Source organism: Cellulomonas soli (genome assembly GCF_052036975.1).
In the GTDB taxonomy this organism is placed as follows: Bacteria; Actinomycetota; Actinomycetes; order Actinomycetales; family Cellulomonadaceae; genus Cellulomonas; species Cellulomonas soli_A.
Genome location: NZ_JBQIAR010000008.1, coordinates 138752 through 159155 on the forward strand (window position 1 = coordinate 138752; position 20404 = coordinate 159155).

The 20404-nt window shown below is 73.3% G+C and carries 14 protein-coding genes; 12 read left to right on the forward strand and 2 right to left on the reverse strand.

Annotated features, from left to right (window positions below; translation table 11 throughout):
- Positions 1 to 573 precede the first annotated feature (573 nt).
- Positions 574 to 936: a hypothetical protein gene (locus ACTHAM_RS10535; protein ID WP_440687120.1), complete on the forward strand. Its 363-nt coding sequence runs from the start codon at positions 574 to 576 to the stop codon at positions 934 to 936.
- 454 nt (positions 937 to 1390) lie between these two features.
- Here ACTHAM_RS10535 and ACTHAM_RS10540 read toward each other — a convergent pair whose 3' ends face one another.
- Entirely contained in the window at positions 1391 to 2941 is a 1551-nt protein-coding gene (locus tag ACTHAM_RS10540; RefSeq protein WP_440687122.1) for a DEAD/DEAH box helicase, read from the reverse strand.
- A gap of 368 nt (positions 2942 to 3309) precedes the next feature.
- Here ACTHAM_RS10540 and ACTHAM_RS10545 point away from each other — a divergent pair, with 368 nt between their 5' ends.
- The 6 genes from ACTHAM_RS10545 to ACTHAM_RS10570 all read left to right on the forward strand — a co-directional run bounded on the left by ACTHAM_RS10545 (position 3310) and on the right by ACTHAM_RS10570 (position 11293).
- Positions 3310 to 4128 (forward strand): ABC transporter ATP-binding protein, encoded by an 819-nt coding sequence (locus ACTHAM_RS10545; protein WP_440687224.1) that lies wholly within the window; start codon positions 3310 to 3312, stop codon positions 4126 to 4128.
- Positions 4125 to 6692: an ABC transporter permease gene (locus tag ACTHAM_RS10550; protein ID WP_440687124.1), complete on the forward strand. Its 2568-nt coding sequence runs from the start codon at positions 4125 to 4127 to the stop codon at positions 6690 to 6692. Before ACTHAM_RS10545 ends, ACTHAM_RS10550 begins: the two co-directional genes overlap by 4 nt.
- A gap of 147 nt (positions 6693 to 6839) precedes the next feature.
- Positions 6840 to 7487: a hypothetical protein gene (locus ACTHAM_RS10555; protein WP_440687126.1), complete on the forward strand. Its 648-nt coding sequence runs from the start codon at positions 6840 to 6842 to the stop codon at positions 7485 to 7487.
- 82 nt (positions 7488 to 7569) lie between these two features.
- Positions 7570 to 8514 (forward strand): VOC family protein, encoded by a 945-nt coding sequence (locus tag ACTHAM_RS10560; RefSeq protein WP_440687128.1) that lies wholly within the window; start codon positions 7570 to 7572, stop codon positions 8512 to 8514.
- Between the two features lie 101 nt (positions 8515 to 8615).
- On the forward strand, positions 8616 to 10496 hold the full coding sequence (locus ACTHAM_RS10565; protein ID WP_440687130.1) for a hypothetical protein: 1881 nt from the start codon (positions 8616 to 8618) through the stop codon (positions 10494 to 10496).
- Positions 10497 to 10516: 20 nt separating this feature from the next.
- Positions 10517 to 11293 carry an LLM class F420-dependent oxidoreductase gene (locus ACTHAM_RS10570; RefSeq protein ID WP_440687132.1) on the forward strand — a complete coding sequence of 259 codons (777 nt, stop codon included), beginning with the start codon at positions 10517 to 10519 and terminating at the stop codon, positions 11291 to 11293.
- A 29-nt stretch (positions 11294 to 11322) separates the two neighbouring features.
- Here ACTHAM_RS10570 and ACTHAM_RS10575 read toward each other — a convergent pair whose 3' ends face one another.
- Positions 11323 to 11814 (reverse strand): SRPBCC family protein, encoded by a 492-nt coding sequence (locus ACTHAM_RS10575; protein WP_440687134.1) that lies wholly within the window; start codon positions 11812 to 11814, stop codon positions 11323 to 11325.
- 25 nt (positions 11815 to 11839) lie between these two features.
- Between ACTHAM_RS10575 and ACTHAM_RS10580 the strand changes: the two genes are divergently transcribed.
- The 5 genes from ACTHAM_RS10580 to leuS all read left to right on the forward strand — a co-directional run bounded on the left by ACTHAM_RS10580 (position 11840) and on the right by leuS (position 20399).
- Positions 11840 to 13753, forward strand: a complete 1914-nt coding sequence (locus ACTHAM_RS10580) for a metallophosphoesterase (protein ID WP_440687136.1) — start codon at positions 11840 to 11842, stop codon at positions 13751 to 13753.
- 94 nt (positions 13754 to 13847) lie between these two features.
- The gene (locus tag ACTHAM_RS10585) at positions 13848 to 15416 is read left to right on the forward strand and encodes a D-alanyl-D-alanine carboxypeptidase family protein (protein ID WP_440687138.1); all 1569 of its coding nucleotides are present in this window, start codon (positions 13848 to 13850) and stop codon (positions 15414 to 15416) included.
- Between the two features lie 19 nt (positions 15417 to 15435).
- Positions 15436 to 16125, forward strand: a complete 690-nt coding sequence (locus ACTHAM_RS10590; protein ID WP_440687140.1) for a metal-dependent transcriptional regulator — start codon at positions 15436 to 15438, stop codon at positions 16123 to 16125.
- Positions 16126 to 16199: 74 nt separating this feature from the next.
- Complete coding sequence (locus tag ACTHAM_RS10595) at positions 16200 to 17459, forward strand: MFS transporter (RefSeq protein WP_440687142.1); 1260 nt, start codon at positions 16200 to 16202, stop codon at positions 17457 to 17459.
- Between the two features lie 30 nt (positions 17460 to 17489).
- Positions 17490 to 20399, forward strand: a complete 2910-nt coding sequence (gene leuS / locus ACTHAM_RS10600; protein WP_440687144.1) for a leucine--tRNA ligase — start codon at positions 17490 to 17492, stop codon at positions 20397 to 20399.
- Positions 20400 to 20404: the final 5 nt, after the last annotated feature.

The following is a 20404-nucleotide window of genomic DNA, read 5'->3' on the forward strand; positions in this document are numbered from 1 at the left end:
GGTCTCAGGCGAAGTACATTCGGCCGCCTGTCCAGTCGAAGCCGCTCACCACCGATGATTGGCACACGGTGGTCGACTTCGTCGGGCTCGCTCCCTACTTCGGCGAAGCCGCTGACGGCGCAAACGCCGTCTGGTATGCCGCGGACCGGGACTGGGTCAACGCCGGGCTCTCAGTCGCGTCGATGGTCCCCTGGCTAGGACGGGGCGCCACCGCGGCAAAGGCTGTGCGACGCGGGTCGCACGTCGCGGACGCCGCGGGTGGCGGGACAGTTCAACTATTCAGGAGTGTTGATGCGGCGGAGTTCGAGTCCATCGCGACGGCAGGCGGTTCGGCACCGCGCCGGGGCAGATGGAAGGGGAGTTCTTCGCGACGTCCGGTGAGCACGCGGAACAGTGGAGCCAGTTGCTCCTTCGTGGGGATGCGGTCACGGTAGAGCCCTGCGTCCCACAGTCGGTTGCCGCTCAGATCTTCCTTCGCTACGGCAAGCTCGATGGAGTCGGCCCGGCGAGGTACGCAGATGCAGCACAGCTCGAACTCATCAACGGATCTATGGACGGAATCAGGCTGTGGCCATGATCGAGCGTATTGAAGTACCGATGGCCCGTGCAGTATTGACGTGGCGTACGGCCGAGGAGGGTGGACGCAAGACTGGGCCGCCAACGGCCCGCGTCTACGCGGCCACGTGTGTCTTCTTGCTCGGTGACGATGCGACCGTTCACCCTGGATGGCCAGCAGCGGGTGACGCGTTGAGCATCCTCCTTGAAGCCAGCGATTCCACGGAACTCGGTTCGACGGTCTGCAAGGTCGACTTCCTGGCTCGGGACTTGGCTCGACCTCTACTTCACGTCGGTGCGGAGTTCCTGGTCCTGGAAGGGCCGAGTGTCGTGGGGAGGGGTCGCACTATCGAGGTGGTGCCCGAACTGGACGGCGATTGAGCTGTCCACCACGGCCCGTAAAGGGGCCCTTCGTCTCTCGTCGTGAACGTGCCTGCTGAGCGGGGCGTTCATCACTGGTCGCGAAGGGCCGGGTCGGCCCAACGGGTGTAGAAGTTCCCGACGGCGCTTTGCTGACGAGTGCGGTGTCAGATCGACATCTGTGCGGGCCCGCTTGACGACACGATGAACCGTCACGGGTTTCTTCGGATGACGGCAACTGTTCCCTGGAAGTCGGCTGTGGCCAGAGTTGCGCGGCCGCCGCGGCACCTGCAGTTCGGGCGTGCCTGACCGACGATGCTCGGGTGGTGGTGTCCGCGGTGCGGTAGCAGGGCCGGGGCCACCGACAGTCATCGCGGCCGGGGCAGCCCCTCGTATGTCCGACCTGCCCGGATGCGCCAGGGGCGCCGGACAGGTCGGACGACGTGCAGGAGGGGCCGTGTGGTGGCCCGTGAGGTCAGAGCCCGGTGCTGCCGGCCGGGCGCTGCGCGCGACCGCGACCGCCGCGACGGCGACCGCGCGGGGCGTCGTCGGACGAGCCGCCGGTGTACGCACCGGTGGAGGCCGGACGCGAACCGTACGAGGAGGTGCCCGAACCCGGGGTGGACGTCGACCAGGCGGTCGTCGATGCCGGACGGGCCTGGCCGCTGGCGCGGCCCGCACCGGCGCCGCGCGACGGCGCGCCGCCCCGCGAGGACGCAGCACCGCGAGACGACGTCGCACCGCGGGACGTCCCTGCGTTGCGGCCGCCGGCACCACCGGCGCTGCGGGCCCCGCCACGACCGGAGCCGCCGGACGACCGGCCCGACGGGCTCTGCTGCACGACGGGTGCCGGCGTGACGCGCGGCATCTGAGGCCCGGCCAGGCCGGTGACCGTGGCGTCGCCGGGGACGACGGAGCGCGGCTGGGCGGTGATCTTCGCGGCACGCGTCAGTGCGCGCACGTCGCCGCGCTCCTCGGGCAGCACCAGGGTGACGACGTCGCCGCCGGACCCGGCACGGGCGGTGCGCCCGGAGCGGTGCAGGTACGCCTTGTGCTCGGCCGGCGGGTCGACGTGCACGACGAGCGAGACGTCGTCGACGTGGATGCCGCGCGCGGCGATGTCGGTGGCGACCAGCACGTTCACGGCGCCGGAGGAGAACGCCTCGAGGTTGCGCTCGCGGGCGCCCTGGCCGAGGTTGCCGTGCAGGTCGACGGCGGGGATGCCGTCGGCCGTCAGCTGCTTGGCGAGCTTCTTGGCGTGGTGCTTGGTGCGGGTGAACAGCACGCGGCGACCGGTGCCGCCGGCCAGCTCGGCGATGACGCGCTTCTTGGCGTCGGCGTCGCGCAGCTCGAGCACGTGGTGCGTCATGGTGCTGACGGGCGACTGGGCGCTGTCGACGGAGTGCTCGACGGGGCTGGTCAGGTACCGCTTGACGAGGATGTCCACGCCGTTGTCGAGCGTGGCGGAGAACAGCATGCGCTGCCCGCGCTTGGGGGTGCGGTCCAGGATGCGCTTGACCACGGGCAGGAAGCCCAGGTCGGCCATGTGGTCGGCCTCGTCGAGCACGGTGATCTCGATCTGGTCGAGGTTCAGCACGCCCTGCTTGAGCAGGTCCTCCAGGCGCCCGGGGCAGGCCACGACGATGTCGATGCCGCCCTTGAGTGCGGAGACCTGCCGGGACTGGGACACGCCGCCGAAGATCGTGGTGGTGCTCAGGCCCAGCGTGCGGGCCAGGGGCGCGACGGTGGCGTCGATCTGCGTGGCGAGCTCACGCGTGGGCGCCAGGATCAGGCCGCGCGGGCGGCGAACCGCCTGCTTGGTGGCCGAGGCGGCCAGTCGCGTGACGATCGGCAGGGCGAACGCGAGGGTCTTGCCCGAGCCGGTGCGGCCGCGGCCGAGCACGTCGGTGCCGCCCAGCGAGTCGGGCAGCGTGGCGGTCTGGATGGGGAAGGGCGCCTCGATGCCCTGGTCCGCGAGGGTGCGGACGAGGGATGCGGGCACGCCGAGGTCGGTGAAGGTGGTCACAGGTGAAGGCCTCTCAGGGCTGTGCGCAGCGCTGGGCTGAGCACGAAGGAACGAAGGTCGGGGTCCGCCGCCAGAGCAACCAGAGCGAGTGCTGGGGGATCTCCACGACGCGGGGCGCGCGGGATCGCGCTGCCCTCGAAGGGGTCCAGGGTCTCATACCCGTCGCCACTATCACCTGTACGACCACTGCGACGTGGGTCACCCTGAGAGTGGGGGGAGCGCTCCCGCAGGTTTCCCAGGGACCTCTCAGGGTCGGTTCAGGGGTCTCCCGGATCGATCGCGGACACCCCCGCACGCCAGGATCGTCACGGCACTGGAAGAGGATCACCGACATGAAGGACGACGCGATGAGCACGGGCGAGCTGACGATGACCGCAGGACGAGCGGGCGCCGGCGCAGGGGGAGCGGCCGACGGTCCGATCGCGACCGCACGCGGGTTGGTGAAGGTGTACGGCCGCGGGCAGACGCAGGTGCGGGCCCTGGACGGTGTGGACGTCGACCTGGGCCGCGGTGAGCTGACGGCGATCATGGGCCCCTCGGGCTCGGGCAAGTCGACGCTCATGCACTGCCTGGCGGGCCTGGACAAGCCGAGCGACGGCACGGTCGTGGTGGACGGCGAGGTCGTCTCGGCCATGTCCGAGCGCCAGCTGACCCGGCTGCGCCGCACGCGTATCGGCTTCATCTTCCAGGCGTTCAACCTGGTCCCGACCTTGACGGCGCTGGAGAACATCACGCTGCCGCTCGACATCGCGCGCCGTCCGGTGGACCGCGCGTACCTCGAGGCGGTCGTGGACGCGGTCGGCCTGGCCGACCGGCTCAGCCACAAGCCGTCCGAGCTGTCCGGTGGTCAGCAGCAGCGGGTGGCCTGCGCGCGCGCCCTGGTCTCGCGCCCGTCGGTGGTGTTCGCCGACGAGCCCACCGGCAACCTGGACTCGACCTCCTCGGGTGAGGTGCTCGGGTTCCTGCGTCGCTCGGTCGACGAGCTGGGCCAGTCCGTCGTCATGGTCACGCACGACCCGGCGGCGGCCTCGTGGGCGCACCGTGTCCTGTTCCTGGCCGACGGCCGCCTGGTCGGCGAGATCATCGACCCGACCCAGTCGGCCGTGCTCGACGCGCTCGGTGAGCTCAGCGCCCGCGGTGCCGGTCGTCGTCGTGCGGCTGCCACGGAAGCCGGTGACAACCGATGACCAGGGTCGCCCTGCGCGGCATCCGCGCGCACGTGGTGCGGTTCGTGCTCTCGCTGCTTGCGGTCGCCCTCGGCGTCGCGTTCGTGGCCGGTACGTTCGCGCTGCGCACCATGCTCTCCTCGACGTTCGACGGCATCGTCGAGGCCTCCGCCCAGGGTGACGTGTTCGTCCGGGGCTCGCAGGACACGGTCAGCAGCTCGCTCAACGAGGGCAACGTCGGCGAGGTCCGTAACGAGATCCCGATCGCGCTGACCGAGACGATCGAGAAGGCCGACGGCGTGCAGGCCGCGCTCGCGCAGGCGCAGGGGCCGATCGTGCTCGTGGGCGCCGACGGCACCGCGGTGCAGAGCACCCAGGCGCCCAGCTTCGCCTACGGCTGGTCCGACAAGGACCGGTCCATGACCCTCGTCGAGGGACGCGCGCCGCAGGGGCCCGACGAGATCCTGCTCGAGCAGGCCACGTTGGAGTCCTCCGGGCTGGCCGTCGGCGACACCACGACCGTGGTGCTCGGCGGCGAGGTCCGCACCGTCGAGGTCGTCGGTGAGGCGCAGGCCGGCGGTCCGATGGCCGGCGCCACGATCGTGGCGATCGACGCCGACATCGCCGAGGCGCTGTACGCCCCGCACGGCACCGTGCCGATCGTCACCGTGTACGGCGAACCGGGGGCGGACCAGCAGCAGCTGGCCGACGCCGTCTCGGCCGTGCTGGGCGGCGAGCAGGTCGAGGTCGTCACGGGCGACGCCATGCGCGAGGAGCTCTCGGGCGACATCCAGACGATGCTCGGGTTCATCACCACGTTCCTGCTGGTGTTCGCCGGCATCTCGCTGTTCGTCGGCGCGTTCATCATCACCAACACGTTCGCCATGTCGGTGCGGGAGCGCATGCGGGAGTTCGCGCTGCTGCGGGCCATCGGTGCCTCACCAGCGCAGGTGTTCACCTCGGTGCTGGTCCAGGCGGCCATGGTCGGCCTGCTCGGTGCCGGTCTGGGCATCCTCGGCGGCTTCGGCCTGGTCGAGGCGATGCGGGGGCTGCTGGAGTCGATGGGCATGGACCTGGCCGGTGACCTGCCGGTCGACGCCTTCACGATCGTGGTCTCGCTGGTGGTCGGCACCGTGGTGTCGCTCGTCGCCGCGGCGCTCCCGGCGCGACGGGCCGCCCTGGTCCCGCCCGTCGAGGCGATGCGCGACGAGGTGTCCACCAAGGACGGTTCGCTCACGGTCCGCGCGATCATCGGCGGGGCGCTGGTGGCCTTCGGTGCCGGTGGTGTGCTGACGGCCGTCCTGCGGCCGGAGGCCGACGCGGCCGGCACGCTGCTGGGCCTCGGCGCGGCCGGTGTGCTGATCGGTGTGCTGACGCTGGCCCCGGTGCTGGCCCGCCGCGTGCTGGGCGTGCTCGCGGCACCGGCCGTGCTGGCCCTGCGGCCCATCGGTCGGCTGGCGCGCGGCAACGTGGTGCGCAACCCGCGCCGCACCGCCAGCACGGCCGGCGCGCTGATGATCGGCATGGCGTTGGTCGGTGCGGCGGCAGTCATCGCGGCCTCGACGCAGGCCTCGACGAAGTCGCTGGTGGAGCAGGAGGCCGACACCGACCTGGTGCTGCAGTCCGCGCAGACGGGGGCGATCCCGGCGCAGGCGATCGACGAGCTGCGCGACGTGGCCGACGTGGCCTCCGTCGAACCGTTCGCCGCGGCCCAGGTGCTGGCCGGCGACGGGGGCACCACGCTGGCCGTGGAGGACGCCACGATCGTGGTCGGGCTGGACCCGGCGATGTTCGGCACCTCGCTGATCGTCGACGAGGTCGACGGCGACCCGGCCGTGGCACTCGCGGACGGGCAGGTCGCGGTGCAGAAGGCCACTGCGGAGGACCGCGGCTGGTCGGTCGGTGACGAGGTCACCGTGCAGGGTTCGGGCGGCGAGGCCACCTACACGGTGGGCGCGGTGTTCGAGTCGCACGCCCTGGGCACCGAGCTGGCCATGGCGCAGGACGACCTGGACGGTCTCGTGCCGGCCGACCAGCAGATCATCCAGACGGCGTTCGTCAACGCCGCCGAGGGGGCCGACCTGGCCGCCGTGCGGGCGGACGTCACTCAGGTGGTCAAGCCGTACGTGGTGATCTCGGTGATGGACACCGACGAGTTCATCTCGAGCCTGGCCGACCAGGTCAACCAGGTGCTGGTGATCCTGTACGCGCTGCTGGGCCTGTCGGTGATCATCGCGGTGCTGGGCATCGTGAACACGCTGGCCCTGTCGGTGATCGAGCGGACCCGGGAGATCGGTCTGCTGCGGGCTGTCGGTCTGGGCCGGCTGCAGCTGGCGGGCACGATCACCGTGGAGTCGGTGCTGACGGCGTTGTTCGGCACGATCCTTGGCCTGGCGGTCGGGGTCGGGCTGGCCGCGACGCTGCCGACGGTGTTCGCCGAGCAGGGTCTGAGCACGCTGGCGATCCCGTGGTCCAGCCTGGGCGTGATGGTCGCCCTGGCGCTGCTGGTCGGGGTGGTCGCGGCCCTGTGGCCGGCGATCCGGGCGGCGCGGCTGCCCGTGCTGGACGCGGTCGCGTCCGAGTAGCCGCGACGACCGCGTCGGCCCTCGCCGAAGGGGCCGGCGCGGTCGGACGGTGCGTCGAGGGTGTCGGCGGTGCGTCGGGGAGGAGGGTCCCCGCGCACCGTCGATACCCTCGACGCGTACCACCCACCTGCGGACGGAGGCGTCGCGATGAGCGACACCGGTTACGGCGACTTCGAGTTCGAGCGGCGTTTCCTGGTGCACGACATGCCGCCGGACCTGCTGGAGGCGACGCCCGCGCTGATCGTGCAGGCGTACTACCTGGCGCAGGACGGGTTCGCCCTGCGGATGCGGGTGCAGGCCTCGGTGCCGCTCGGCACGGTGGACCTCACGCTCGACGAGCACGCGCTGCTCGAGGCGCACGTGGGGGAGTTCGACTTCTGCGCGATCACGGTGAAGGGCCCGATGGTCGAGGGCACCCGCTACGAGGCGGAGCGGGAGATCGACCCGACGGTCGGCATCGAGATGGTCCGTCGGGGCACCGCTCTGGTGGCCAAGACCCGGCATGCGGTGTGGCTCGGCGGGGACGGCTGGGTGGTCGACGTGTTCGGCGGGGCGAACCGGCCGCTGGTGGTCGCCGAGGTGGAGCGTGGCGGTCCGGTGACGGACCTGACGATCCCGACGTTCTGCGTGACGGAGCTGACGGACGACTCGCGGTTCTCCAACGACGGCCTGGCGCGGGCGCCGTTCGGTGCCTGGGCGGACGCGTACGCGCGGGAGCTGGCGGCGGACGGTCCGCGGTTCCTGCAGGGTCTGGGTCGCAACCACGTGGGTGGCGAGCAGGGGCCGATGCCCTGAGACGCGGGTCACGAGCCATGCCCGGGCATAAAGTTGAAGCAACAACTATTGTGATCTCCTGAGACCCCGAAGGAGACCCACGATGAGCACAGCACCCACGCCCGGCCAGGGCGCACCCGTCACCCTCGCCCGCCCCGCCGCGCACGACTCGATCGCCGCCGGCACCGGCATGGACGCCGTGACCCTGCTGGTGGGCGACCTCGACCTGCAGCTGCGGTACTACCGCGACGTGCTCGCCCTCGACGTCATCGAGACCCTCGCCGACCGGTTCCACGAGGAGGCCCACCCCGGCGTCGTCGTCCTCGGCCGCAAGGGCGTGCCCCTGGTGATCCTGCGGCACACGCCCGGGCTGCCGCCCGTGCAACGCCGCCAGGCCGGCCTGTTCCACACCGCGATCCTGTTCGACGACCAGGCCGGGCTCGCCGCAACCCTCGCCTCCGTGGCCGCCAAGGCCCCGCAGACGTACATCGGCTCCGCCGACCACCTCGTCTCGCTCGCCTTCTACCTGACCGACCCCGAGGGCAACGGCGTCGAGCTCTACTGGGACCGCAGCCGCGAGCTGTGGCAGCGCACCCCCGAGGGCGGCGTCGTCATGGACTCCCTGCGTCTCGACCCCCACGCGTTCCTCGGCGAGCACCTCACCGAGCAGGCCGCGCAGAAGCCCGCGGACGGCCAAGCCGTGGTCGGGCACGTGCACCTGCAGGTCGGCGACGTGCCCTCCGGCAAGGCCTTCTACGTCGACGCCCTCGGGTTCGACGTCACCGCCGAGTGGCACGGCGCCCTGTTCGTCTCCGCCGGCGGCTACCACCACCACCTGGCGATGAACACGTGGAACTCCGCCGGCGCCGGCCCCCGCGCGTCGTCCCTCGGGCTCGGCGAGGTCCGCATCGTGGTGCCGACGCACGACGACCTCGGCGCCCTCGCCGACCGCGTCGGGTTCGCCGGGGTGCCCGTGGCGCACGACGGCACCACCCTGCGGTTCGAGGACCCCTGGAAGAACGTCGTGCGCGTCTCCGCGGAGGCCTGACCGGCTGCACCAGCGCACCGCGGGGCGTCCGGGCGACTCGGGACGGACCGGACGCCCCGTAGAGTGACCAGGCCCCCGACGCCGGACCGAGAGCGGAGCCTGTGACCTCCACGCGACGACCCCTGGGCCGCACGACCGTGGCGGTCGCCGCAGCCCTCGGGCTCGCCCTCACGGCGGCCTGCACCACATCCCCAACGCCCGACTCCGGCACCACTTCCACGACCACCGGGACCGGCGCCGACGCGAGCGAGGCGCCCCCGCAGTCGGCCACGCTCGCGACACCACCGGCCGCCACGACGCTCGACGCGACCGACGAGGCCCTCACCGCGCTCGCGGTCTCCCAGACGCTGTTCGCCTCGGCGCCCGTGGCCGTGCTCGCCCCGGCGGGCGACATCCCGGCCCAGCTGACCGCCGCCTCGGCCGCGGTGGCCGTCGGCGCCCCCGTGCTCCTGGTCGACGGGACGGTGACCGACGGGCAGGTCGACGGCGAGCTCGACCGCCTCGGCACGACGTACGTGCTGGCCGTCGGCGACGCACGTGCCCCCGCCTCCGGGAGCGTGCAGACCGTCGCGATCGCGTCCGGTGCGGACGCCGCAGACCTCGCCGCCGCGACAGGACGCACCTACGCCGACGGTGACCCGGTGGCGGACGGCACGGCCGTCGCGCGCGTCGACGGGCTCGTGCACCCGCGGACCACCGTGCTGACGTCGGACGGCGCCGCTGTCCCGAGCGCCGCTTCCCCGAGCGCGGACGCCCCGAGTGCCGCCGCCCCGACGGACGACGCGACCACGGCGCCCGTCGCCGCCCCCGTGCTGTCCCCGCGTGCGACGACCCCGCGCGCGACGCCCTCGGCCGGCGACGACGAGGCGACAGCCGACGAGGCCGACGGTGAGGGGGACCCCGAGATCCTGCCCACCGTCGAGCCACCGCCCGCACTGAGCGGGGCGCTGCTCCTCGACCAGCCCGGCAGCGGCGCGCTCGCCGCGCACGCCACGGCCCGCGCCGCCGGGCTCACCGTCGTCGAGGTCCCTGGCGGCGACCCCCGCGCCGACGGTGCCGTCGTGGAGGCCGTGGCCGCGGCCGTGCCCACGGCGGTCGTCGCGCTCGGGGTGCAGTTCGGCCCGCCCGACCTGGTGGCCGCCCGCGTCGCCACCGCGGCCACGGGCGCCCAGCTGCCCGGCGGCGGTCAGCTCGTGTTCACCGACGGGACCGACGGGCAGTCCCGCGCCAAGCGGTACGTCGCGCTGTACGGCACGCCCGGCACGCCCGCGCTCGGCGTGCTCGGCGAGCAGGACGTGCCCGCCACCCTCGCGCGCGCCGCCGAGCACGCCGGCTGGTACGCCCCCCTCACCACCGACCAGGTCGTCCCGATGGTCGAGATCATCGCCACCATCGCCTCGGCCGGTCCGGGGCCCGACGGCAACTACTCCGACGAACGCCCCGTCGACGCCCTGCGCCCCCTCGTCGACGCCGCAGGCCAGGCGGGCGTCGCCGTCGTCCTCGACCTGCAGCCCGGCCGGACCGACTTCCTCACCCAGGCCCAGCAGTACGAGGAGCTGCTCGCCCTGCCGCACGTCGGCCTCGCGCTCGACCCCGAGTGGCGGCTCGCCCCCGACCAGGTGCACCTGCGCCAGATCGGCTCGGTCGGCATCGACGAGGTCAACGCCACCGCCGCGTGGCTCGCCCAGCTCACCCGGGAGCGGCACCTGCCGCAGAAGATGTTCGTGGTGCACCAGTTCGCCTCGCGCATGGTCTCCGACCGTGCCCGCCTGGACGTCTCGCACGACGAGCTCGCGGTGCTGATCCACGTCGACGGCCAGGGCACCCAACCCGCCAAGGCCGGCACCTGGAACGCGCTGCGCACCGACGCCCCGCCCGTGCACTGGGGCTGGAAGAACTTCTACGACGAGGACCTGCCGATGCTCGACCCCACGCAGACGTATCAGGTCCAGCCCCTGCCCGACCTCGTCACCTACCAGTAGGCCGACATAGGGTTCCCCGCATGACTCACCAGATCAGGATCGGGGTCCAGCTCCAGCCCCAGCACGCCGACTACGCCCAGATCCGCGACGCGGTCCGCCGCGCCGAGGACCTCGGGGTCGACGTCATCTTCAACTGGGACCACTTCTTCCCGCTCTACGGCGACCCGGACGGCAAGCACTTCGAGTGCTGGACGATGCTGGGCGCCTGGGCCGAGCAGACCAGCCGCGTCGAGATCGGCGCCCTGGTCACCTGCAACTCGTACCGCAACCCCGAGCTGCTGGCCGACATGGCCCGCACGGTCGACCACATCAGCGGCGGCCGCCTCATCCTGGGCATCGGCGCGGGCTGGTTCGAGAAGGACTACGACCAGTTCGGTTACGAGTTCGGCACCGCAGGCTCGCGGATCGCCGAGCTGGGCGCCGCGCTGCCGCGCATCAAGGCCCGCCTGGCCGCGGGCAACCCGGCACCCACGCGTGAGATCCCCGTGCTCATCGGCGGTGGCGGCGAACGCAAGACCCTGCGCGTCGTGGCCGAGCACGCCGACGCGTGGCACTCGTTCGGTGACCTGGAGACCCTGCGCCGCAAGAGCGCGATCCTCGACGAGCACGGGCAGGCCGTGGGTCGCGACACCGCGACCCTCGTCGAACGGTCCATCGGGGTCAGCGCGCCGCCGTCGGAGGTGGCGGCCGACCTGGTCGACGCGGGCGTGACGCTGTTCACCGTGGGCACGGGCGGGCCGGACTACGACCTGTCGCTGGCCGCGCAGTGGGTGGCCTGGCGCGACGCGCAGCGCTGAGCGGCGCCCACCCGGCGCGAGACCGGGTGTCAGGGTGCCGGTGAGGTGGCGTCGCCGCCGGTGAGATGTCGGGTCAGCCCGCGCTCACCGGCGGCCATCACGTGCGCGTGGGCGCGGGCGAACACCGGCGCGAGCACAGGGCCCGTCAGGTTCATCCACGGCCGCACCGTCCGCACGTCCCACAGCACGCGCACCAGCGTGGTGCCTGGCCTCCCGTCGGCCTCGACCTGCACCTGCGCGCGACCCTCGAGGTCGCCTGTCACCGCCAACGTCGCGCAACGGCCCGGGTCGATGCCGGTGACGGTCAGGTGCACGGCCAGGCTGTAGCCCAGCGGTGAGCGGAACCGCAGCCGGGCGCGGCTGCCGAGGCTGCCGTCGGGGCTCACGTGCACCCCGTGCGCGCTCATCCCCGGCCACCACGTCGGCCGCGTCATCGCCGGGTCGGCGAGCACCTCCCAGCAGCGTTCGGGTGCGGCGGGCAGGCGCCACACCGATCGGAGGTGGTACCCGCGACGGCGCACGGGGCCGAGCATAGGCTCGGGGTCGATGACCGACCCGACCAGCGCCGACCCCTCCGGCGCCGCCATGCCAGCACGGCGCGCCGGTGCCGCGCTCCGGCGGGTCCGTGCGCGAGGCGGTCAGGTGCTCGGTGCGCTGCGCGAACGCGCCCGTGGGGTGCGGTGGGGCCGCACGGTGCTCGTCGGGCTCGTCGCGGTGCTCGTGTCCGTGGTCACCGGGGTCACCACGGCCAGCGTCGACATGAGCCTGGGCCCGCACACCGCGCGCTACGACGTCACCACCGACGCGACGATCACCGTCGACCTGGGCCCCCTGGGCACGTTGCAGATCGACTCGCCCCTGCCGCTGACGCTGGGCGTGCGGGCCACCGTGCAGGAGATCCCCGACGACCTGACCGAGATCGACCAGGCCACCACGCTGCAGGCCCTCAGCGGCGACCTGCAGACCTACCTGGCGTTCTTCACCGGCCCGCAGGCCACGCTCACCGACGTCGCCCGGGCCCTGCTGCTCGACGCCGCGCGACGCTCGTTCCTGACCCTCGTCCTGCTGGTGGGCGGGTGGGCAGCCGGTCGCGCGCTGCTGGGCGAGGCGCGGCGCGGCGAGCTCGGTGCGCGGGTGCGGTCGTACGCCCGGCCGCTGATCGCCGGGGGCACCGTGGTGGTGGTCGCGGCCACGGTCCTGACGTCGAGCTCCGACCAGCGCCACCTGGCCGACGGCTCACGCCCTGCGTCGGCCGTGTTCGACGGGACACCGCTGGAAGGCGCACGGGTCACCGGGCGGCTGGGCGGTGTGATCGACACCTACGGCGGCTACGTGGTCGACGCGTTGCGCACGAACACGGAGTTCTACGAGGCCGCCGATGCGGCCCTGACGGTCCAGTGGGAGGCACGGGCGGCGGCGATCGCCGAGCAGGAGGAGCGCGACGCGCTGGCCGGCGCGCCGCAGGGGGCGGCCGGTCCGACACCGGCACCCACCGGCGAGCCGACCACTGGCCCGGGTGACGCGCCCACCGGCGCGGCGGCTGACCAGACGTCGGGTGAGCCTGCCGACGCGACTGCCGGCGAGCCTGCCGGTGCGGTGGCCGAGGTGCCCACGATGGCGCCGGCACCGCAGCGGGAACAGGCAGAGCCGGTCGTGCTGCTGGTGGTCTCCGATCTGCACTGCAACGTCGGCATGGCCACCGTCATCGGGTCGCTGGCGCGGCTGTCCGCGGCCGACGTCGTGCTCGACGCGGGCGACACCACGATGAACGGCACCACCGTCGAGCAGTACTGCGTGACGACGTTCGCCCGGGCGGTGCCCTCCGGGGTGCCGCTGGTCGTCTCGCCGGGCAACCACGACTCGGCGGAGACGACCGCCATGTACGCCCGGGCCGGCGCGACGATCCTCGACGGGCACGTGGTCGACGTCGAGGGCATGCGCCTGCTGGGCGACGACGACCCCAATGCGACCCGGGTCGGGGCGGGTGGCACGGCCTCGCGGGGGGAGTCGGCCGCCGCCATGGGTGAGCGCCTGGCCGACGTGGCGTGCGACGCGGGCGACGTCGACCTGCTGCTGATCCACACCCCCGCGGTGGGTGACGCGGCACTGGACTCCGGCTGTGTCCCCGCGCAGATCTCGGGTCACTTCCACCAGCGCACCGACCCGGAGCAGATCGGGCTGGGGGTGCGGTACATCAGTGCGAGCACGGCCGGTGCGACGCTCGGCGCGGCGACACTGGGTCCGCTCAACGGGACGGCCGAGATGACCGTGCTGCGCTGGGACCCGACCGGCCGCACGTTCCTGGACTACCAGGTGGTCTCGGTGCACACCGACGCGAGCGTCGAGGTCACCGCGCGCCTGCCGTGGCCCGTCGTGGAGCTGCCCGCGCCCGCCGAACCGGAGGGGGCCCAGACCCCGCCCGGCGTGGCAGCGGGTCGGCTCACCCCTTCTCCTCGCTGACGCCCCGGCCTACCCTGGCCGCCGGGGGTGTGCCATGGGCGTTCGGGCAGTCGGGTCGGCTGCGGTGCGCCGCGGCTGCGGCCCAGGCCTGCGCGTGAGTCTGCCGGCGGCGCTGCTGACGGCGCTGCTGGGTGTGGTGGGCCTGCTGGGTGCCGCACCGGCCCGCGCGGCCGCCGGCGAGAGCGACCTCGGGCCCGGCGAACGCCTCGAGCGCGGCCAGGCGCTGGTCTCCGCCAACGGCGAGCACGCCCTGGTCCTGCAGGACGACGGCCTGTTGTCCCTGTTCGGTGCCGCGGACGTGCCGCGGTGGACCGACGGAGTCAGGGCACCCGACGGCGCCCTCCAGGTGCGCGAGGACGGCGAGGTGGCCGTGGTCTCGTCCGGCGGGACCGTGGTGTGGAGCACGGGGACGGCAGGGGTGTCCGGCGCGCGGCTGGTGGTGCAGGACGACGGCGAGGTCGTCGTGCTCGACGCGACGGGTCAGGTGCGCTGGGCCTCGGGCACGGCGGTGCGGCCGTCCGTGCTGACGGCACCGGCGCAGCTGGCGCCCGGTGCGGGTCTGTCCTCGCCGGACGGCCGGTTCACGCTCGACGTGCTCGCCGAGGGCGACGTGCGACTGCACGGGCCCGACGGTGCGGTCGTGTGGTCCACGGGGACCGCCGTGCCGGGTTCGGTGCTCGTGCTGCAGGACGACGGGAACCTGGTCGTCCGTGAGCCGGACGGTGCGCGCCGGTGGCGGACCCGCACGGCGCAGACGCCCGGTGCCGCCCTGGTGCTGCGGGACGACGGTGCGCTGCTGCTGGTCGACGGCACCGGGCTGGTGGTGTGGGACGCCGGCACCGCGCGCGAACCGGCGACGTGGACGGCACCGGGTGCGCTGCCCGTGGGTGGCGGGCTGACCTCGACCGGCGGACGGACCCGGCTGCTGGTCACGGACGCCGGGGCGCTCGAGCTGCGGCACGGCACGCAGGGCGTGTGGTCCACCGACCCGGCCGGGCCGGGGGCGGTGCTCACGCTCGACGCCGCGGGGGTGCTCGCCCTGCTGGCTGCCGACGGGACGACCGTGTGGTCCGCGGTGCCCGACCCACCGGCCGGCAGCGACATCACCCTGAGCGTCGAGGACGACGGTGCGCTGCTGCGCGACGGCACGGGACGCGAGCTGTGGCGCGTCGCGGTGCCCCCCGAGGTGCTGGAGGCGCAGGACCGGCTGCTGGGCTCCCCGGACGGTCTGCTGCCGGACAGCTGCGTCGACGTGCGCGCCCCGGTCCCCCTGGACGACACGGTGCTGACCGCGGCGGGCATCCGGGTGCACCCGTGCCTGGCCGACGCCCTCGACCGGCTCCTGGCTGCGGCGGCCGCGGACGGTGTGACGCTCGGGGGTGGCGGCTGGCGCAGCGGTGAGCAGCAGCGGGCGCTACGGGCCGCGCACTGCGGGTCGAGCCCGGAGCAGGTCGAGACCGTCCCGTCGTGGGCCTGCACGCCGCCGACGGCACCGCCGGGCCTCTCACGCCACGAGTGGGGCGTGGCGGTCGACCTGACCGTCGGCGGACGCGTGCTGGGCGCCGACTCGGCGGCGTTCGCCTGGTTGAGCGAGCACGCCGCGGCCTACGGGTTGGTGAACCTGCCCGGCGAGCCGTGGCACTGGAGCGTCGACGGGCGGTGAGCCGCCTACCCTGGTCCGCGTGAGCCCGTCGGACCCCGTCAGCACCCCGCTGCCCCCGTTGAGCGCCGTCTGGCAGGACTACCTCAAGGTGGTCTGGTCGGCGCGCGAGTGGTCCGACCGTCCGGTGACCACCAAGATGCTCGCCACACGCCTGGGTGTGGGTGCCTCGACGGTCTCGGAGACGGTGCGACGGCTGGCGGACGCGGGCCTGCTCACGCACGAGCCGTACGGCGCGGTCGAGCTCACGGAGCGTGGGCGCGCGCACGCCCTGGTGATGGTGCGACGGCACCGCCTGGTGGAGACGTTCCTCGTCGAGGTGCTCGGTTACGGGTGGGACGAGGTGCACGACGAGGCCGAGGTACTCGAGCACGCCGTGTCCGACCTGTTCGTGGAGCGGCTCGCCGCGCGGCTCGGCCACCCGGTGCGCGACCCGCACGGCGACCCGATCCCGGCCCCCGACGGCACGATCGAGGTGCCGGACGCGCACCCGCTGTGGGACGTCGCGCCGGGGGAGTACGCGGTGGCGCGGATCTCGGACGAGGACCCGGGCCTGCTGCGGTACCTGGACCAGGTCGGTCTGGTGCTGGACGCCCCGGTGCGCCTGGTCGAGCGGCGCACGGTCGCCGGTGTGGTGTCGGTGCGCGTGGGCGTGGGGCAGGTCGACCTCGGTGAGGTGGCCGCCTCGGCGATCTGGGTGGTGCGGGCGTAGGCTCGGCGCATCCCGCTGGAGTCTGCGACGACGCGCTCCCTGCCCCGATCGAATCGATTCGTCCAAGGAGCCCCGTGTCGTCACCCCGGTCCGCGTCAGCGCGCGCCGCCCTGTTCGCCCTGGCCCTCGGCGGCTTCGGCATCGGCACCACCGAGTTCGCCACCATGGGTCTGCTGCCCGAGATCGCCGACGACCTGCAGGTCTCCATCCCCGTCGCCGGCCACTCCATCACCGCCTACGCCCTCGGGGTCATGGTCGGGGCCCCCGTGCTCGCGGCGATCGGTGCCCGGATGGACCGTCGGCGCCTGCTGCTCGTGCTGATGGCTGCGTTCACCGTGGGCAACGTGCTCTCCGCGTTCGCGCCCACCGCCGAGCTGCTCGTCGGCGCCCGGTTCCTGGCCGGTCTGCCGCACGGCGCGTACTTCGGCGTCGGTGCGGTCATGGGCACCGCGGTCGTCGGTCCCGAACGTCGCGGGCGCGCCGTCGCCTCGATGATGACCGGCCTGACGGTGGCGTGCGCCGTGGGTGTGCCTGCCACCGCGATCGCCGGCCACGCGGTGGGGTGGCGCTGGTCGTTCGTCGGCGTGGGCCTGCTCGGCGTGCTCACCTGGTTCGCGTTGCGGGCCTGGACCCCGTCGCTGCCCCCGCTGGCCGGCGCCACGGTGCGCACCGAGCTGGCGGCCGTGCGCAACCGCACCTTGTGGATCGCGTTCGCCGCCGGTGCCGTCGGCTTCGGCGGCATGTTCTCCGTCTACTCCTACGTCAAGCCGCTGCTCACCGACGTCACCGGGTTGAGTGTGGGCACCGTGCCGCTGATCCTCGCGCTGTACGGCATCGGCATGACCGCCGGCACGCTCCTCGGGGGCCGGCTCGCCGACCGCACCGTGCTGGGCACCGTCATCGGCTCCATGGTGGCCTCCATCGTGGTGCTCGTCGCCATCGCGCTCGTCGGCCCGTACCCGGTGCCGGCGGTGGTCGCGTTCGTGCTGCTCGGCGTGGCGTCCCAGGTGCTCGGGCTGTCGCTGCAGACCCGCCTGATGGACGTCTCGCCGGCCGCGCCGTCGCTCGGCGCGGCGCTGTGCCACTCCGCGCTGAACCTGGGCAACGCCGCGGGGGCGTTCTTCGGCGGGCTGGTCATCGCCGCCGGGCTGGGCTACCTGTCCTCGGCGTGGGTCGGTGCGGGCCTGACCGCGGTCGGTCTGCTGATCGTGCTCACCGTGGGCCGCGGCGCCCCGCCGGTGCACCCGCCGACGGTCGGTGGTGCGGCCGCCGGGCAGGCCGCGTCGGGCCCGGCGGCCGAGCCCGACGCGCTGGTCGGGGCGACACAGCCCTGAGCGGCCCGCACGCGCCGATAGACTCGCGGGGTGAGTGAGCAGGCCAGCCCCCCCGACGATGTCCGCTTCCGCTACACGGCCGCCCTGGCGACCGAGCTCGAGCTGAAGTGGCAGGACGAGTGGGAGCGGCGCGGCACGTTCTTCGCTGCCAACCCCGCCGGCGGGCTGACCGACGGCCAGGGCCGCCACGCGGACCCCGCGCAGCCCTCGTTCTTCGTCATGGACATGTTCCCGTACCCCTCGGGCGCAGGTCTGCACATCGGCCACCCGCTGGGCTACATCGCCACCGACGTGGTCGGCCGGTTCCGTCGCATGCAGGGCGACAACGTGCTGCACGCGCTCGGCTTCGACGCGTTCGGCCTGCCCGCCGAGCAGTACGCCGTGCAGACGGGCCAGCACCCGCGCACCACCACCGAGGCGAACATCGCGATCATGCAGCGTCAGCTGCGCCGCCTGGGTCTGGGCCACGACCCGCGCCGCTCGTTCGCGACGATCGACCCCGAGTACGTGCGCTGGACGCAGTGGATCTTCCTGCAGATCTTCGACTCCTGGTACGACGCCGACGCGGTGCGCGCCGACGGCGGACGCGGCAAGGCCCGACCGGTCGCCGAGCTGGTCGCCGAGCTGGCGGCCGGGACGCGCCCGGTCCCCGAGGGCCTGGCGGGCGTCCCCGCCGATGCGGCCTGGGATGAGCTGGACGAGGTCGCCCGCCGTCGGGTGGTCGACTCCCAGCGCCTGGCCTACGTCTCCGAGACGCCCGTGAACTGGTGCCCGGGCCTGGGCACCGTGCTGGCCAACGAGGAGGTCACCGCCGACGGCCGTTCCGAGCGCGGCAACTTCCCGGTGTTCCAGCGCAGCCTGCGGCAGTGGAACATGCGGATCACCGCCTACGCCGACCGCCTGGCCGACGACCTGGACCACATCGACTGGCCCGACAAGGTCAAGGCGATGCAGCGCAACTGGATCGGCCGCTCGCAGGGTGCCCGCGTGACCTTCCACGTGCAGGGCGGTGCGCAGGTCGAGGTCTTCACCACGCGCCCCGACACCCTGTTCGGCGCCACGTTCATGGTCGTCGCCCCCGAGCACCCGCTGCTCGACGAGGTCCCGGCGGCCTGGCCCGACGGCACCAAGGACGTGTGGACGGGCGGGCATGCGACGCCGGCCGATGCCGTGGCCTCCTACCGGGCCGAGTCGGCCGCGAAGACCGCCGTCGAGCGCCAGGCCGACGCCGGCCGCAAGACGGGCGTGTTCACCGGCCACCTGGCCGCGAACCCCGTCAACGGCGCGCTGATCCCCGTCTTCACAGCCGACTACGTGCTCATGGGTTACGGCACCGGCGCGATCATGGCGGTCCCCGGCGGCGACGAGCGCGACTACGCGTTCGCGCAGGCCTTCGACCTGCCCGTCGTCTACACGGTCGACGCCCCCGAGGGCACGCCCGACGGTGCGCGCACCGGTGACGGCGCGATCATCGGCTCGTCCAACGACGAGATCTCGCTGGACGGCCTGGACGTGCCGACCGCCAAGGCCGCGATCATCGCCTGGCTGGCCGAGCGTGGCATCGGCGAGGGCACCATCACCTACCGGCTGCGCGACTGGCTGTTCAGCCGCCAGCGCTACTGGGGCGAGCCGTTCCCGATCGTCTACGACGAGAACGACCTGCCCATCGCGCTGCCCGCCGACGCGCTGCCGGTCAACCTGCCGGACGTGCCCGACTACGCGCCGCGCACGTTCGACCCGCAGGACTCCCAGTCCTCGCCCGAGCCCCCGCTGGGCCGCAACGACGAGTGGGTGCACGTCACCCTGGACCTGGGCGACGGGCCCAAGACGTACCGCCGCGACACCAACACCATGCCCAACTGGGCCGGCTCGTGCTGGTACTACCTGCGCTACCTGGACCCCTCGAGCGACGCCCGCCTGGTCGACCCCGCCCTCGAGGCGTACTGGATGGGTCCGGGCCACGGCGCCCAGGCCGACGGTTCCGTCGGTGGCGTGGACCTCTACGTCGGTGGTGTCGAGCACGCCGTGCTGCACCTGCTGTACGCGCGGTTCTGGCACAAGGTGCTCTTCGACCTGGGGCACGTCAGCAGCGGCGAGCCGTTCCACAAGCTGTTCAACCAGGGCTACATCCAGGCGTACGCGTACACCGACGCGCGTGGCGTGCACGTCCCGGCGGCCGAGGTCGTCGAGGACGAGGCCTCGCCGACCGGCTTCACCTGGCAGGGCGAACCCGTCCACCGCGAGTACGGGAAGATGGGCAAGTCGCTGAAGAACATGGTGACGCCCGACGAGATGTACGCCGAGTACGGCGCCGACACCCTGCGCGTGTACGAGATGTCGATGGGCCCGCTGGACCTGTCGCGCCCGTGGGAGACGCGGGCCGTGGTCGGTGCCCAGCGGTTCCTGCAGCGGCTGTGGCGCAACGTGGTCGACGAGTCGACCGGCGAGCTCGTGATCAGCGAGGACGCCCCCGACGCGGCCACCCTGCGTGTGCTGCACCGCACCATCGCGGACGTCACCGAGGACATGGCGGCCATGCGGATCAACACCGCCATCGCCAAGCTCATCGTGCTCAACAACCACCTGACGACGCTGCCGGCGGCACCCCGCGCGGCCGTCGAGGCGTTGGTGCTGATGACCGCACCGGTGGCGCCGCACGTGGCCGAGGAGCTGTGGGAGCGGCTGGGTCACGTCGACTCGCTGGCGCACGCGGCGTTCCCGGTGGCCGACCCGGCCTACCTGGTCGAGGACACGGTGACCTGCGTGCTGCAGGTGCAGGGCAAGGTGCGTGGCCGCGCGGAGGTCGCCGCCGACGTCTCCGACGACGAGCTGCGTGCGCTCGCGCTGGCAGACGCCGGAGTGCTGCGCGCGCTGGACGGCCGTGACGTGCGCACCGTGATCATCCGGGCACCGCGCCTGGTGAACGTGGTGCCGGCCTGAGCGGC

Coding starts and splice junctions, on each gene's coding strand:
- ACTHAM_RS10535 (WP_440687120.1), top strand. CDS start 574: ATGATCGAGCGTATTGAAGTACCGATGGCCCGTGCAGTATTGACGTGG.
- ACTHAM_RS10580 (WP_440687136.1), top strand. CDS start 11,840: ATGACCGACCCGACCAGCGCCGACCCCTCCGGCGCCGCCATGCCAGCA.
- ACTHAM_RS10560 (WP_440687128.1), top strand. CDS start 7,570: ATGAGCACAGCACCCACGCCCGGCCAGGGCGCACCCGTCACCCTCGCC.
- ACTHAM_RS10545 (WP_440687224.1), top strand. CDS start 3,310: ATGACCGCAGGACGAGCGGGCGCCGGCGCAGGGGGAGCGGCCGACGGT.
- ACTHAM_RS10570 (WP_440687132.1), top strand. CDS start 10,517: ATGACTCACCAGATCAGGATCGGGGTCCAGCTCCAGCCCCAGCACGCC.
- ACTHAM_RS10555 (WP_440687126.1), top strand. CDS start 6,840: ATGAGCGACACCGGTTACGGCGACTTCGAGTTCGAGCGGCGTTTCCTG.
- ACTHAM_RS10550 (WP_440687124.1), top strand. CDS start 4,125: ATGACCAGGGTCGCCCTGCGCGGCATCCGCGCGCACGTGGTGCGGTTC.